Here is a 15,491-nt window from a genome sequence, read left to right as displayed (position 1 = left end):
CGTCAAAAAGGAGCTTTACCTGAAACTGGAAATAATAAAAAGCTTGTCCCGGTTTCTCTTTCTGCAATACAAAGCGATACGTCAAAAGCCCTTTGCCGGATATCATTACCCAACGGTGTGGTTATTGAATTACCGAGCACTGAGCTCTCATCAATATTTACCTATGCGAGCCAATTATGATCAGACCAAGTAAGTCAATTTCTAATGTTTACCTTTGCCGTGAGCCAGTCGATTTTAGAAAGGCAATTAACGGACTCGCCGTTATCGTTGAGGAGACGCTATGCCTTGATCCATTTTCAGAGCAGTTATTTGTCTTTACCAACAAACGACGCGATAAAATAAAAATATTGGCGTGGGATAAAACAGGCTTTATTTTATGGCTAAAAACACTCGATAAGGCCCGTTTTAAATGGCCGTTAAAGGACAAAAATTCACTGATCACATTAAGTGGCGAACAGCTAAACTGGTTACTCGATGGCTATGATGTTTTTGCGATGAAACCCCATAAAACCTTACATTATGAGACGGTTTTATGATGCTTTTTTATACCACTTTGGTATAATATAAGTCATGAAAAACAAGTCAAAACAACTACCTACAGACATTGATACACTTCAGGCACTGTTGCTTGAAAAAGATAATGAAATAGGAAAACTGCAAAGCAAACTCGATAGTTTAATTGAGCAACTGCGCTTGGCTCGCCACCAACGATTTGGCACATCAAGTGAAAAACAAAACCCGCAACAAGGCGAACTCTTTGATGAAGCAGAATCACTTGTTGAAGAGGAAGACGCGCTGCAAACGGATGTTGTCACTATTCCAGGCTATGAGCGTAAAAAGGCAGGGCGTAAACCTCTTCCCGCTCATTTACCACGCATTGAAGTTGTCCACGACTTAGCTGATGATGAAAAAGAGTGCGCTTATGATGGTCATGCTTTACATAAAATTGGCGAAGAAATATCAGAGCAATTAGAAATCATCCCCGCCACGATACGTGTTATCAAAAACATCCGCATAAAGTACGGTTGCCGCGCTTGCGAACAGGGAATAAAAACAGCGAGTATGCCGAAACAAGCCATTCCGAAAAGCAATGCTACACCGGGGTTGCTGGCATATGTCGCCATTAGCAAATACCAGGATGCATTGCCTTTATATCGGCAAGAAAATATTTTTAAGCGTCATGGTATCGATATTCCCCGGGCAACACTTGCAAACTGGATGATAAAGGTGGGGACATTATTTATTCCGTTGGTTAACTTAATGCGAGACTATTTAGTCGGTCATCGACTGATACATTATGATGAAACCCGTTATCAAGTGTTGAATGAGCCAGGTAAAACAGCGCAATCACTCTCTTATATGTGGGTGGGTGTTGCGGGCGCTATTGGCCAACGTGTTATTTTATTTGATTACTCGCCCTCGAGAGCGGGTCATGTACCTGTTCAATTGCTTGATGGCTTTGATGGTTATCTTGTTACAGACGATTACTCAGGTTATAACGCGGCATGCAAAAAAGGTAATATAACGCGAGTCGGTTGTTGGGCGCATGCGCGTCGAAAATTCGATGAAGCACTGAAGGTTCAAAAGAAAAAGTCAGGCAAAGCACAGGTTGCAATTAACTATATCGCGAAGCTTTACCGCATTGAAACATCAATCAACGCACTGCCAGCAGAGCAAAAACAGCAAGCTCGTCAGGATAAATCTTCACCGATTATTGAAGAGATGCAAGTCTGGCTAGAAACGTCATTAACACAAGTTAACGTTACCTCTAAACTGGGTATCGCATTACGCTACCTCAATAATAATTGGGTGCGCTTAACGCGCTTCTTGGAGGACGGTATTATTCCGCTTGATAATAATGCGGCTGAAAATGCTATTCGCCCGTTTGTTGTTGGCCGCAAGAATTGGTTGCATTCGAACAGCGTCAAAGGAGCCAATGCAAGCGCCGCGATCTACAGTATGATTGAAACCGCGAAAGCCAATGAACTTGAGCCGTATGCTTACCTGTCATATATCATCAAAGAACTACCATTGGTTGAAACAATTGAGCAGTTTGAGAGTTTACTTCCATGGAATGTTAAAAATGAGCACTTAGCATACTGGCATTAATTCGTGCAGGTGGGTTAAATTTACGCTTACAGTATTTTTTCTGAAACTTTACGTATTGTCATAACAAATCCTTGTAGAAAATTAGAGTGCTTAACCAAGCAGAGCACAGAAGCAGCAGTACTAAATAGTGTTGCTCATAGTGAGCTGAAGTTAGTTATATCACAATCAAGAATAGGGATTAAAATTTATAGACGTTATCGTTGTTATTTTCCTGAGGAGTTGATCTTTGAAGTGTATTTGGTAAAAAGTTATGCTTTCTTGTACATCATAGGAAAACCTATGATGTACAAGTATCTATATTTCTTAATATTAATACTTGATAATGGCACGCTCAATAAAGACTTCTTTTGCTACCTGCATCGCATTGAGTGCAGCAGGAAAACCTGCATAAACAGCCATTTGTATAATTACTTCTGTCACTTCCTGTGGTGTACAACCGACATTCAGTGCACCATTAATATGCACATTTAATTGTGGTAAGCAGCTCCCCATGGCAGTTAATGCGGCCACCGTTGCTAATTCTCTACTTTTGAGATCAAGGCCTGCTCTAGAGTAGATATCACCAAAAGCAAATTCAATAATATACTTTGCTAAGTCGGGAGAAATAGTTGCTAAACTATCAATCACTTTTTGCCCTGCCTCTCCATCAATTTCTTGTAATTTTATAAGGCCATCTTGATAACGTTTATTATTCATTTTCTTCCCTTATTTATTAATAAACCGACTTTCAATAACAATCGGATTTCGTTAACTACTCTACAACTTAGAGTTAACTCTAAGTCAAGTGTTAAAAAAGGGGGAGAAGTTGAGAAAATGAGCCAATGGGCAAAACGTAGATTCATTAATATGAGTTTATGGAATTTCCACTATCAACAATGACCTCGTAAAAAACTTAATATCAATGAATTAAGATGTAGCATTGTTATTTTAATGGCTTAAGGAAACTATATTAAGGAAGGCAATTGAAATAATAGCGAATACCAATTGTTTATGGATTATATTCATTGTAGTTTGATGACCTCGCTATAATAGGTGATTTTTTGTTGCAACTTCTCCAGGTTTAACTGCTGTTCAGTAATATTTTCTTCAAGTTTAAGGGCGTGTTCCTGTAACATTTGCATTCTTTGTTCTGATGTCGAATTACCCTGCTCTCTTAATTCTGCATACTGCAAAATTTCTTCCAGTGGCATCCCCGTATCTTTTAATCGCTTTATAAACGCGATCCAAACTATATCTTTCTCTGTAAACCAACGATGACCACTGTTATTACGAGAAATGTTTTTTAACAACCCCATTTTTTCATAATATCTGATTGTATAAGTAGTGAGGTTGGTTACCTCTGAAAATTTTTTAATATTCATGCATTTCTCATAATCAATAAGTCCTAAGAATTAAAATATACACTAACAAAGTAAACCAAATTAGTAATCAAAACGTATAACTGGAAACAACCTCAAGGAGTAAGTCATGTTTTCAATTTTTAAAAAAGATCCAATTAAAAAACTCAACCAACAACTGTCTGCAAAATTAGAGGAAGCAATGCACGCACAGCGTAATGGCGATATAAGAACTTACTCACAATTAAGTTTTGAAGCACAAGAAATTGAAAAGCAGTTAATAGTCTTAGAAAACGCGAACAAATAGAAGAATATTGATTGCCTTGTAAGTAATGGTAACCCTATAAATTTATCTTTGTATTTGAGAGTTGATTTAATAACATGTAATAGAGCCTATGACAGTGCCTAATAACTAGATTGCGATGGCATTCATGATTATGCTATCGATTGTTTTAGAGTCATTGCTTTAGAGTCGTAGTCAGTGACAATGACCTAATATTAAACGGGCTTATAATACTATACTTAATCCCCACGCCCCTAGTATTAGAAGAGTTAGAGTAATCATCGCCTTCTTTTTATGTTTATTGATAATGCGTTCAGCATGGTTCCCTGCATAATATACAACCACCGCTAAACCAAAGTAACGAATAGAGCGTGCAATTGCAGAGGCAATTAAAAATAAAGTAAGTGAGTATTTAGTTGCACCCGCAGCAAGCATTGCGATTTGGAATGGAATTGGAATAATACCTAACGTAATAACAAACCAAAATCCTTTATTTTCCATGCTTTGTCTAACATTTTCAAACTGTGTTGGGTTTGAAAATGTTTCAATGATCCAATCACCAACCACATCAAATAGATAATACCCCAGTGCATAACCCAATAAAGCACCCACAATACAGCCTAAGGTTGCCATTAATGCAATAAGCCAAAGCTTTTCACGTCGAGCCTGCATTAACGGTACTAATACCGCTTCTAAAGGGATCGGCACAATGGTTGATTCCAAAAAAGATGCAATCGTAATGCCACTCAACATATGCTTTGAATCAATAAACTTACGTGTTTTTTGTTTTATCTTTTTTTTGATTGGCATAGTGGATCTCTAAAGTGGTTGGGAGCTCGGTTAGTTGGTATTTCAGTTAGCTGATAGTTAAATTAATGATGACTAAATTGATCATGACTAAATTAACTGATTGAGTAAGTTATTTAGTATCAACATCAGCCTACATAAATGCTATTTATTACCAATAAAATAATATTGAATGAACCGAAAGCTTTTTAAATAGGGTTAATGGCTTCATTTTATTCAGCGTACTAGTATGGAGGCTCTATTAAGGGGGTAGCAATCAGGTGCTCCCCCCTATAACTTGGACAAAACCGTACCTCTAAACACCTATACAAAATTATACAGAACTAAACTTATGCATCGATGTATGTAAAATTTTCGTACGCTATTTGTCCTATGTCGAACGGCTTAATAGTATGATTTTTCAAACTCTTTTTTGGCTTCGTCTTCAGCCATTCCATACTTCTCTTGCATTTTACCTTGAAACTTTTCTAGGTTACCGTCAATTTCTTGTAAATCATCGTCAGTCAATTTACCCCAATTCGCTTTAAGTGTACCTGAAACTTGTTTCCACTTACCTTCGATAATATCGTTGTTCATTAAGTAACTCCTTGCTTTATTATAAGGTTTATTAAACTTGGTCTAATAAAAGAGTCATTAAAAAGATAATTTAAAATAACATCGTAATTAGAATCATTGATGTTATGAACCCTTTCATGGAACTCAATTAACTACAACCAAGTTTCATGCCAAAACATAAATCACTGATTATTAAGTGAAAATACAAAGGGTAAATGATAAGCCTGTGGCTTCTTTGTAATAATTACAGTCCTGCTTGTCAATTTTGCATGGTTCACAATGAAAATAGATAACTACTCAGGCCGTCGCTATTTAAGCCTATTTCTTCGTTGAAAAATGCTCATTTAAACCACTAAACTGCGCTTTTTCGCCTTGAACTAAGCATAAATAGCTTAGCCCTGAGCATTTACGTTTTTATTTTGGTAAAAAGCACTCAGTTTTAATGAGTGCTGAGTAGTTACGAAAATAGATAATCAACAAGTTACATTATCGAATAATGTCTTACACCAGCAGTTGAATCTAACAACGAGGCTGTAGAATGTCATTAAGTATATGATCAATTATTGGCAAGTAAATATGCATCAATTTAAGGCTGAAATTGCGTCAAATAGTTGTTCTCTTTGCAAAATGTCTAACACAGAAGTGATGTATTTTAAGCAATAAAACTCATCAGCTATTTAGCAGAATTGGACTAATTATTTGTTAACGTAAACTAACTCACTAAGTAAAGGAAAGTGATCTGAATCGATAGACGGCATTCTTTGAATTGTGCCCAACTCAAAATGCTCACTATGAAAGATATGATCTAGAGGCCAGCGCATAATAGGATAACTGGCATGAAACGTATTAAACATGCCTCTGCCCATCCTTGGATCCTTAAGTCCACTAATACGCCTAAAAGCACGCGTAGTTGGCGACCAAGCAACATCGTTTAAATCACCTGTCACTATAATAGGCTCCGTTTGTCCTGCAACTTGCTTTGCAATTACCAATAGCTCCTGATCTCTCGGCGTTGAAGTTGTATTCTCCGTTGGACTTGGCGGCGCAGGATGTAGAAAATGACATTTAACTTTAATATTATTCTTTAATACTAAATAACAGTGTATTGAAGGGATCCCTTCCTCGATAAGGTCTAACAATTGTACGTCCTCTAATACAAACTTACTGTAAAGGTGCATACCGTATAAATTATCTAGTGGGCTATTAACGCGATGTGGATATTCGCTATGGATGGGTTGTAATGCATCTTCCCACCATTGATCTGTTTCCAAGGTCACCACTACATCAGGTTGATGTAACCGAATTAACTTAATTAACTTATCAGCAGAATGATTGGTCATCAGTACATTACTGGTCATTATTTTTATTGATTGTTGATACGGTGCGACAGCCTTTTTTACTTGTATTGGATATAGCCTTGTATAAGGGAAAATCCAAGCGATTTGATACACAGATAACAAGCCGTTAATACTAACCAGAACGATTGCCATGCTTGGAGAAGCTAGGAACAAACTAGCAATGGTAAGACTCACCGTGAGGACGGCAATTTGTACGCGCGGAAACTCCCAGACTCTCGATAACCAATGATTACTCGGCAATAAAGGGACCAGTGTCACGCACAACATGATGCAAGTTAATAGGGTAATAACAATTTCAAACATCTTCAATTCCTCAGCATAACTATTTTCTAATTATGTATTAATATGGCTTATTTATACTCTAATGACGTGTATCTTGATTAATGCTAGGGTAATGAAGAGACAATCTTGTAAAGGCAAGATCATCGAGGTAATTCAGCAACCAATATCGATGCTTTGTATTTAAGGTTGATTGTGTATCTTGACTTTTCGCAAGTGTCTCTATTCGCACTCTACTTTGAGATCCCTCTTTGTTTTCGCGCTTCCTCAATACTGCCAGCATTGTGTAAATTTTTATACCCTTCTAGTTTTAACGCTGAAATGGCAATATCCGACCTTCCCCCTGTTTTATCATAAAAATAGAAAACTGTTTCTCTATCGGGAAACATTTTAATCACTTCTCTAACAATATTAGAATGCGAAATACGTAAGTCTCCCGCAATATTGTCACGTTGATTTTCCACTAAGGTACGGACATCAATCCACACCGGTTCTGCATAAGACAATGAACTAAATAGCATAGCCAAAGTGAATGAAGCGATACTAATAAGTCTTTTAATTTTCATTAAATAACTCCTTTTGAGTTAATCATAGTCTTTAGGTTAATTTAATAGATCTCGCAAATTATAAACCGCAGAGTCAGTCCGTTTAATATAACTATAATCCGCAATCGGTGATAACTCTAAAATAGCTCTGCGTAACATATCAAAAGCAATAGCAACACTTAAGTCACGTATATAATCTCGACTACGGGTTGAACTAATACTGATACTTTGACAATAAATTTTATGTTTCGCTTTAACGGCTATTACTACGGTGCCAACTGGACGATGTTCTGTTCCACCACTAGGGCCAGCAATACCGGTAGTCGCGATCGCAAAGTCAGGCGTTGTAATATTAGAATTAGCGCAAGCTACGCCGACAGCCATCTGTGCAGCACAAATTAATGACACTTCAGATTGCTCAGCAATATCTTTTGCTTGTACATTAAGCAAACCTATTTTTGCTTCATTACAATAACTAACAACACCTTGTTTAAGGTAATGAGAGCTACCTGAAAAAGCAACTAATTGACTACAAATTTCACCACCTGTTAGGGATTCAGCAATGGCTAAGGTGCTATCACCTTCACTCAAAAGCCGATGCACTTCTGCCGCTAACGTATCTTTATTTCGAGCAACAATCGCATCGCCTAACAAAGTTTCTGCTTGCGATATTGCTAACGCTTGCTGCTCTTTACTAACATCACGGGCAATCAATTTTAATTCTAAATAAGGGGTATAAGAGCGGTAACCAAGTGTAATCCCCGTTGGCCAAGATAGTTTTTCTAAACGTTCAGCCATGTCAGATTCACCGATACCAATACTCAACAGTTTAGTCACTTCAACTTTACTCTGTTTTCCTGCTTGGGATTTTACAAAGGGGATAAACTGCTCTAAGACCATTGTTTTGTATTCATGGGGGACACCTGGTGTAAAAAAGAACCAAGCTTGATTTAATTTGACTCTAAACCCGCAAGCACTGCCCACTGGGTTATCAACCACTAGCGCGCCTTTAGGCAATAAAGCTTGTTTTAAGTTACTAGCAGTTAAGGTGATATTACGCCCTTTTGCCCATTGCGTTAATGTTGCACGCCACTCCGCACTTTCTTCTAATTCAACCCCCATTGCATTAGCCATTGCCAGAGAAGATAGGTCATCCGCCGTCGGCCCCAACCCGCCATTAACTAAAATGATATCAGCACAAACACTTCGCTCTTTAAACACATCCACTAAATCCGTTAAACGATCACCAACTGTGGTACGACGATGCATTTCAAAACCATGTTCCATCAATTGATTACCTAACCAGGCAGCATTAGTATCGACAATCTGTCCTGCTAATACTTCTTCACCAGTGCATATCATTTCTAGCTTCATAAACTCTCTTTATTAGTTGTTTGATTGCTTACATAAAACAATGCTAGCGTACTCATCTATACTGACTAAAAGATAGTACGCCCATTAGGATTGGTAACAACGCCTTGATTGTTGGTTTACTTTAACATGTTCAAATAAAAAATATTCTATCTATATTTGATTAATCAAAGCGGCTCCGACAAGGCATTAGGGCTGTTAATTTATCTATATCTATTATCGTTCACAGTTAACAATTAAAGCTGATTTTATCGAGTAAGTACAAATAATATGCGACTTTCAATTCACCGATCAAAAACGTAGACTACCCTATAAGTACAATTTAAGAATAGGTTTAATTTCTCGGTCAACACAACGATCAACATTCAATACAAAAAGCATGGTTAATATGGATAATCAAGTACTTCCCAACATTTTGTCTTTTCTGCAGACCATCCCTACCTTCAGTGAACTTCCAAGGAATACACTCAAAGAGGTTGCTGAAGCCGTTGATATTATTGTGCTTGATGGAGGAGAAATACTAAACCAAGATCTTGAAAAATCGTACCTTTATATTATTAAAAATGGTGTTATTAAACAAAATAATCCAGATGGTTCGCTACGTTCAAAACTAAGTAATGATGATATTTTTGGATTTAACCTGCAGCCCGATGATGCTAAACAAACCTATTCAACGACTGCTATTGAAGAGACCTTACTCTATCAATTCAATTACCGTGTGTTGATGAAACAAATTGAAGCTTATCCTGACATTAAGTCACAGTTGAATTTAAGCTTAAAAATCCGTTTAAAAGCCAGCATCACCGATCCCAATAAGTCACGTCAATCGTCACATCAATATATGCGAGCCTGCGCTGATTTAATGACCTCTAAAATGGCCTTGGTATCAGCCGATGACAGCATACAAAGTGTTGCCAATCAAATGCGCGATGCGGTAGGTGTTTCCTGTGCGTTTATTATTGCCAAAGACAACACATTAATTGGTGTGGTCACCGATAAAGACATCACCCACCGTGTTGTCGCTGATTGCGTTGATATAAATAAACCAATTAGTACTGTAATGACCGTCAACCCTTATACTATTTTTGGTAATGAGTTGGTGATGGAAGCAATACGCTTGATGACTAAATACAATATTCAACACATTCCAGTGGTGGATAATAAGCATCAAGTGATTGGCTATATTACCCCCAAAGATTTAATCCAAAACAGTGGTGTTCAAGGTATTTACTTAGTCGATAAAATTCGCCATGCGCATTCTATTACGCATTTAATTGAGTTGTCGGAGCAACGTAATGAGGCCTTCCAAGAAATAATGGAAAGTACTTCGTCACCTAGTTTAGTCGGACAAACACTAACGACTATTTATGATGCTTTTACCCATCGCTTAATTGAATTAGCGATTGAAGCCTTTGGTAAACCACCCTGCGCTTTTTCTTGGATGGTCGCCGGTTCACATGCTCGTAATGAAGTTCATTTAGCTTCAGATCAAGATAACGCAATTATTCTAGCTGAGGATGCAACGCGAGCTGACCGTATGTATTTTAATCATCTGGCTATGTATATCTGTAAAGGGTTATCTAACCTTGGTTACACTTTATGTACCGGTAGATTTATGGCAGCAACACCCAAATGGTGCCAAAATAGCCAAGTATGGAGAGAGTATTATCGGAAATGGAGTGATAAACCAGAGTATGATTCACTGCTTAACCTAAATGTGTTTATTGAAATTCGCCATATTTACGGGGATAAAAATTTGTTTGATGGTATCAATGAATATCGTCAGCAGCAGATCAGTAATAATTTTCAATTATCCTTGGCTTTGGTTAAAAATGCACTGAGAACTCGTCCTCCACTAGGTATTTTTCAGAACTTAGTGTTGGAGAAAGACGGCCATAATAATCGTGTTTTAAACATCAAAAAAGCAGCGATCAGTTGTATCTCTGACGTCGTGCGTATTTATGCCATCATGAATAATTGTCGCTATATCAATACTAATGAACGTATCAAATGGTTATATCAAGAAAAAATTCTCAATAAAGTGACTTATCAAGATTTGAAAGGCACCTACCAATACGTTTGCCATTTGAGGTATCGACACCAACAGCAAGCAATAGAGAATAATCAAACCATTGATAACCTATTAAAGCCGAATTTATTTGGCAGTTTTGAACGACAGCATTTAAAAGACTCTTTTCGCATTGTTAGCAGTTTTCAGAACCAGATTAAAATGAAATTTATGAAATTCACTAAGTAACCATTATTTAACGGTTACTTAATAAGTAGGAAAGCTACTTCGCACTTATTAAATAACCTCAGCTTGAGATAAGCTAATCGATAAAGAGCAGCTTGCTCCGAACTTATTAAGTAAATGCTTTAAAGATAATCTACAACAGCACAACAAAAACGACAATAGTCGTCAAAATAACAACCATCATTGCAACTAAATATCTTCCTCAATTAAACCTTAACTTCCTCTTAACCCTCACTATGAGATTATTGAAAAATCCGTATCTATTGATACTAAATTTGTCATTTAAGGTTGATCTATGTTTTTTACTCGCGAAGTTAAATACTCTTTATTTTTATTAATCCTACCCTTGGGTTTATTGGGGTGTAGTGACCAAACTGAGACTAATAAAAGGCCGGTGCAGAGTATCCACGTTGATACTTCAACGTTAACCTATTCCACATTACGCTTAACTACCGAATTACCAGGGCGGATTACCGCTTTTAAGGAAGCTGAAGTAAGGCCACAAATCACTGGTATAATAGAAAGCCGCTTATACAAAGAAGGCAGCTATGTAGAAAAGGGAGATATCCTTTTTCAAATAGACCCAACGACTTATCAATCAACCGTTAACAGTGCTAATGCTGAACTAAAAAAAGCTTTAAGCAGTGAAAGAAATGCAAAAAAAGAAATGGCGCGTTATGCCCAGCTATTAAAGAAAAAGCTAAGTAGCCAACAATTATTTGATTCTGCAGAAGCCGCATACCTAGAGGCCAAAGCTGAAGTAGCCGTTCGCCAAGCAACGTTAGATTACGCAAATATAGAATTATCTTACACCAAAATTAAAGCACCTATATCAGGTAAAGCAGGCTTCTCTCAAGTCTCTGAAGGGTCGCTATTAACATCAGGCCAATCAGACTACATTACCACTGTTATTCAAACTGATAATGTCTATATTGATATGCAACAATCTGCAGTTGCTTTTTATAAAATACAACAAGAATTTAAAAATGCTACGACTAAAAACCCAACTGTCCCTGTTTCTATCACGCTAGAAGATGGCACTATTTATGATCAAACGGGCCACTTAGAATTTACAGATACTCAAACTAATGGTTCAACGGGCACAGTCGCTTTACGTGCAATTATTGCAAATCCTGATAATGCCCTGTTAGCTGGAATGTATGTTAGAGCTAAAATTTCAATGCCAGAAGCGCGTGACTACCTTATTGTAAAACAATCAACTGTTGTAAGAAGCCAGTCAGGACTACCTTCGGTATTTATTGTTGATGATAACAATCAGATTGTAAAAAAATCTATCGTATTGGGTAATGAAGTAGATAACGGATGGGTTGTTAAAGAGGGATTAAAAGCAGGTGATAATGTCGTCATTAACAATTTAGCTAAAGTTAAAAATGGCTTAACAGTCATTGTTGATAATGCCTCTAGCAATGCAACAACAAAAACTGACAATCAATCAAAAGATCAGGATTAATTACATGTCTAACTTTTTTATTCACAGACCTATTTTTGCTTGGGTGCTTGCCATTGTTGTTATGATGGCGGGTATAGCCTCTATTTTGACATTACCCGTAGCGCAATACCCTACTATTGCACCACCAGCAATATCTATTTCGGCAAGCTACACGGGTGCATCAGCTAAAACCATTGAAGATACTGTGACCCAGGTTATTGAACAAAGTATGACAGGGCTAGATAATTTACTCTACATGTCATCAACCAGTGACTCTTCTGGTAGCGCAAAAATAACATTAACTTTTAGTGCAGATACCGACCCCGATACTGCACAGGTGCAAGTATCAAATAGCTTACAAAAAGTCAGCAGTCGCTTACCTACTGCAGTACAAAATGCAGGTACATCTGTCACTAAAAGTACGTCTGGTTTTATATCCGTGACTACCTTATATTCAGAAGATGGCTCGATGAGTGCTGGTGACATTCAAGATTATGCAAACTCTAACATTAAGGACATTATTAGCCGTGTAAATGGTGTGGGTAGTGTGACTGTTTTTGGTCCATCTTACGCCATGCGAATTTGGTTAGATCCAGCTAAATTAAATAGTTATAACTTAACACCAGTAGATATTTCTACTGCAGTATCAGCACAAAATAGCCAAGTCACTGTAGGACAATTAGGCGGCACACCTTCAACAGAGTCACAATTAATTAATGCCACTATCACAGCACAAAGTTTATTAACAACGGTAGATGAATTTAAAAATATTTACCTTAAAGTTAATTCAGATGGTTCTCAGGTCCGGCTTCAAGATGTTGCTCGTGTTGAACTTGCAAGTGAAAGTTCGAGTGTTATCCCTACTTTTAATGGCTACGCAACTTCAGGTATAGCAATAACACTTGCTTCAGGTGCAAATTCATTAGATACACAAGCAGGAGTAGATGAAAAATTAGCACAATTATCTGAGTCATTTCCTACCGGTTTAGAGATTGCGAAAGCAGTCGATACCAATGCCTTTATTCGAATCTCTATTAGTGAAGTAGTCACAACATTAATAGAAGCAATCGTATTAGTGTTTTTAGTCATGCTGTTATTTTTACAAAATTTTCGCGCAACGTTAATCCCAACCATTGCGGTACCTGTTGTATTACTGGGTACGTTTGCCATCATGTCGGTATTGGGTTTCTCTATCAACACCTTAACCATGTTTGGGTTAGTGTTAGCCATTGGCTTGTTGGTTGATGATGCGATTGTTGTGGTCGAAAATGTCGAACGGATCATGCATGAAGAGAAACTGTCCCCATTTGAAGCAACCAAAAAATCAATGGGACAAATTACCAGCGCGTTAGTCGGTATTACTATGGTATTGATGGTGGTCTTTATTCCCATGGCCTTCATGTCAGGCTCTACGGGTGTTATCTATAAACAATTCTCTCTGACTATTGTATCTGCAATGGGATTATCAGTATTAGTGGCTTTAGTATTAACACCGGTACTGTGTGCGACTTTGCTAAAGCCGGTTGATAAAGAAAAAAACCTTAAAGTATTCGAAATATTTAACCGTTTATTTGACAAATTATTAGGAAAATATAACACATCTATTAAACACTTATTATTGCGTCCGATTCGTTTTTCTTTAATCTATTTCCTATTGTTCGGCGGTACTGTTTACTTATACAACTCATTACCAAGCTCTTTTTTGCCTAATGAAGACCAAGGTTCATTTATGGTCATGGTGTCTTCGCCAACGGGCTCAACGTTAAGAGAAACTAATGCCGTCATGACCGAAGTACAAGAATACTTTAAAGTAAATGAGCCAGATCTAATCACTTCTGTTTTTACCGTTGCAGGTTTCAACTTTTCTGGAACGGGCCAAAATGCCGGCATGGCGTTTGTTGGTTTAAAAGACTGGGGAGAAAGAACTGCACCAGGTACGGATGCAGACGCTATTATTGCACGTACGATGAAGCATTTTTCAGGTTATAAAAAAGCATCTGTATTTGCTTTTAGTAGCCCTGCTATTAGAGAGTTAGGGCAAGCGACTGGTTTTGACTTTTATCTTCAGGATGTGGGTAGTATTGGTCATGAAAAACTCATTGAAGTACGTAACCAACTATTGGAAAAAATAGCACAAAGCCCATTGATACAAAATTCAAGACCAAATGGTTTAGAAGATACGGCACAATTTTACCTCGATATTGATTATGAAAAAGCCAAAGTATTAGGTCTCGATATTGATGATATTAATAACTCATTATCTATTGCGTGGGGTTCTTCTTATGTAAATGACTTTATAGACAGAGGTCGATCTAAAAAGGTTTATATACAGGCAGATGCTGAATATCGTATGACACCAGAAGACATGAATCTTTGGTTTATCCGTAATGATAAAGGTGAAATGGTGCCATTGTCAGCTTTTAGTTCCTCGCATTGGGGAACAGGCTCCCCGCAATTATCACGTTTTAATGGTAACTCTGCAGTCGAAATATTAGGCGAAGCAGCACCAGGCTATAGCACCGGTGATGCAATGGCTGAAGTTGATAAAATAGCAGCAGAGCTTTCTAGTGATGTACAAGTTAGTTGGACAGGTATGTCATATCAAGAGTTAGAAGCAGGTAATCAAGCACCTATTTTGTATGGTATTTCGCTATTGATGGTATTTCTTTGTTTGGCAGCGCTTTATGAAAGTTGGAGTATTCCAATCGCGATCATTTTAGTTGTACCGTTAGGTATTATGGGTGCGTTAGCAGCTGTTATGGTACGAGGTCTTGAAAACGATGTTTATTTCCAAGTAGGCGTACTGACCACCATTGGATTAACTGCTAAAAATGCCATTTTGATTGTCGAGTTTGCCAAAGAGTTATATGAAAAAGGAATGAACTTAATTGATGCTACAGTCAAAGCTTGTGAAATGCGTTTACGTCCGATCATTATGACATCATTAGCATTTGGTTTAGGTGTTTTACCCTTAGTGATCAGTACCGGAGCTGGTGCAAATGCCCGTAATGCGATTGGTACTTCAGTGCTTGGTGGTATGATTGCAGCAACCTGCTTAGTGATTTATTTTGCACCTTTATTCTTTGTTTTAATTCTGAAGATGGTTAAAAAAACGCGCTCGGTCCTAACAAACAAATAGCGTG

The 15,491-nt window shown here is 37.5% G+C and carries 14 protein-coding genes; 7 read left to right on the top strand and 7 right to left on the bottom strand.

The features are described 5' to 3' along the window. The 3 genes from H592_RS24475 to tnpC form a co-directional block, all read left to right on the top strand. The coding region (locus H592_RS24475; protein WP_028870293.1) for a hypothetical protein at positions 1-180 on the top strand (180 nt) is incomplete at its 5' end. After that, positions 177-536, top strand: a complete 360-nt coding sequence (gene tnpB, locus H592_RS0119765; protein WP_028870292.1) for an IS66 family insertion sequence element accessory protein TnpB — start codon at positions 177-179, stop codon at positions 534-536. The genes H592_RS24475 and tnpB, both read left to right, overlap by 4 nt. Before the next feature lie 34 nt (positions 537-570). Then, entirely contained in the window at positions 571-2,109 is a 1,539-nt protein-coding gene (gene tnpC, locus H592_RS0119760) for an IS66 family transposase (protein ID WP_028870291.1), read from the top strand. A 309-nt stretch (positions 2,110-2,418) separates the two neighbouring features. Here the strand turns inward: tnpC and H592_RS0119755 are convergent, their stop codons facing one another. Continuing rightward, positions 2,419-2,805, bottom strand: coding sequence for a carboxymuconolactone decarboxylase family protein (locus H592_RS0119755; protein ID WP_028870290.1), 387 nt, complete (start codon positions 2,803-2,805; stop codon positions 2,419-2,421). A 305-nt stretch (positions 2,806-3,110) separates the two neighbouring features. Further along, positions 3,111-3,470 carry a MerR family transcriptional regulator gene (locus tag H592_RS0119750; protein WP_028870289.1) on the bottom strand — a complete coding sequence of 120 codons (360 nt, stop codon included), beginning with the start codon at positions 3,468-3,470 and terminating at the stop codon, positions 3,111-3,113. Between the two features lie 106 nt (positions 3,471-3,576). On the opposite strand from H592_RS0119750, the gene H592_RS24110 reads away from it, so the two are divergent. Next, positions 3,577-3,753, top strand: coding sequence for a DUF6435 family protein (locus tag H592_RS24110; protein ID WP_156916164.1), 177 nt, complete (start codon positions 3,577-3,579; stop codon positions 3,751-3,753). Positions 3,754-3,954: 201 nt separating this feature from the next. Here the strand turns inward: H592_RS24110 and H592_RS0119740 are convergent, their stop codons facing one another. The 5 genes from H592_RS0119740 to H592_RS0119720 form a co-directional block, all read right to left on the bottom strand. Further along, positions 3,955-4,539: a YqaA family protein gene (locus H592_RS0119740; RefSeq protein ID WP_028870288.1), complete on the bottom strand. Its 585-nt coding sequence runs from the start codon at positions 4,537-4,539 to the stop codon at positions 3,955-3,957. Between the two features lie 381 nt (positions 4,540-4,920). Further along, positions 4,921-5,112 (bottom strand): CsbD family protein, encoded by a 192-nt coding sequence (locus H592_RS0119735; protein WP_028870287.1) that lies wholly within the window; start codon positions 5,110-5,112, stop codon positions 4,921-4,923. Between the two features lie 674 nt (positions 5,113-5,786). After that, complete coding sequence (locus H592_RS0119730; protein ID WP_028870286.1) at positions 5,787-6,752, bottom strand: endonuclease/exonuclease/phosphatase family protein; 966 nt, start codon at positions 6,750-6,752, stop codon at positions 5,787-5,789. Between the two features lie 209 nt (positions 6,753-6,961). After that, positions 6,962-7,294, bottom strand: a complete 333-nt coding sequence (locus tag H592_RS0119725; protein WP_028870285.1) for a rhodanese-like domain-containing protein — start codon at positions 7,292-7,294, stop codon at positions 6,962-6,964. Between the two features lie 36 nt (positions 7,295-7,330). After that, positions 7,331-8,647, bottom strand: coding sequence for a CinA family nicotinamide mononucleotide deamidase-related protein (locus H592_RS0119720; RefSeq protein ID WP_028870284.1), 1,317 nt, complete (start codon positions 8,645-8,647; stop codon positions 7,331-7,333). Positions 8,648-9,032: 385 nt separating this feature from the next. Here H592_RS0119720 and H592_RS0119715 point away from each other — a divergent pair, with 385 nt between their 5' ends. The 3 genes from H592_RS0119715 (at position 9,033) to H592_RS0119705 (ending at position 15,487) form a co-directional block, all read left to right on the top strand. Continuing rightward, on the top strand, positions 9,033-10,901 hold the full coding sequence (locus H592_RS0119715; protein WP_028870283.1) for a DUF294 nucleotidyltransferase-like domain-containing protein: 1,869 nt from the start codon (positions 9,033-9,035) through the stop codon (positions 10,899-10,901). Between the two features lie 292 nt (positions 10,902-11,193). Continuing rightward, positions 11,194-12,369 carry an efflux RND transporter periplasmic adaptor subunit gene (locus H592_RS0119710; RefSeq protein ID WP_028870282.1) on the top strand — a complete coding sequence of 392 codons (1,176 nt, stop codon included), beginning with the start codon at positions 11,194-11,196 and terminating at the stop codon, positions 12,367-12,369. A gap of 4 nt (positions 12,370-12,373) precedes the next feature. Beyond that, entirely contained in the window at positions 12,374-15,487 is a 3,114-nt protein-coding gene (locus H592_RS0119705; protein WP_028870281.1) for an efflux RND transporter permease subunit, read from the top strand. Positions 15,488-15,491: the final 4 nt, after the last annotated feature.

Source organism: Psychromonas arctica DSM 14288 (genome assembly GCF_000482725.1).
In the GTDB taxonomy this organism is placed as follows: Bacteria; Pseudomonadota; Gammaproteobacteria; order Enterobacterales; family Psychromonadaceae; genus Psychromonas; species Psychromonas arctica.
Note: the sequence above shows the minus strand (reverse complement) of the source record. Positions and strands in the feature narration are given on the sequence as shown.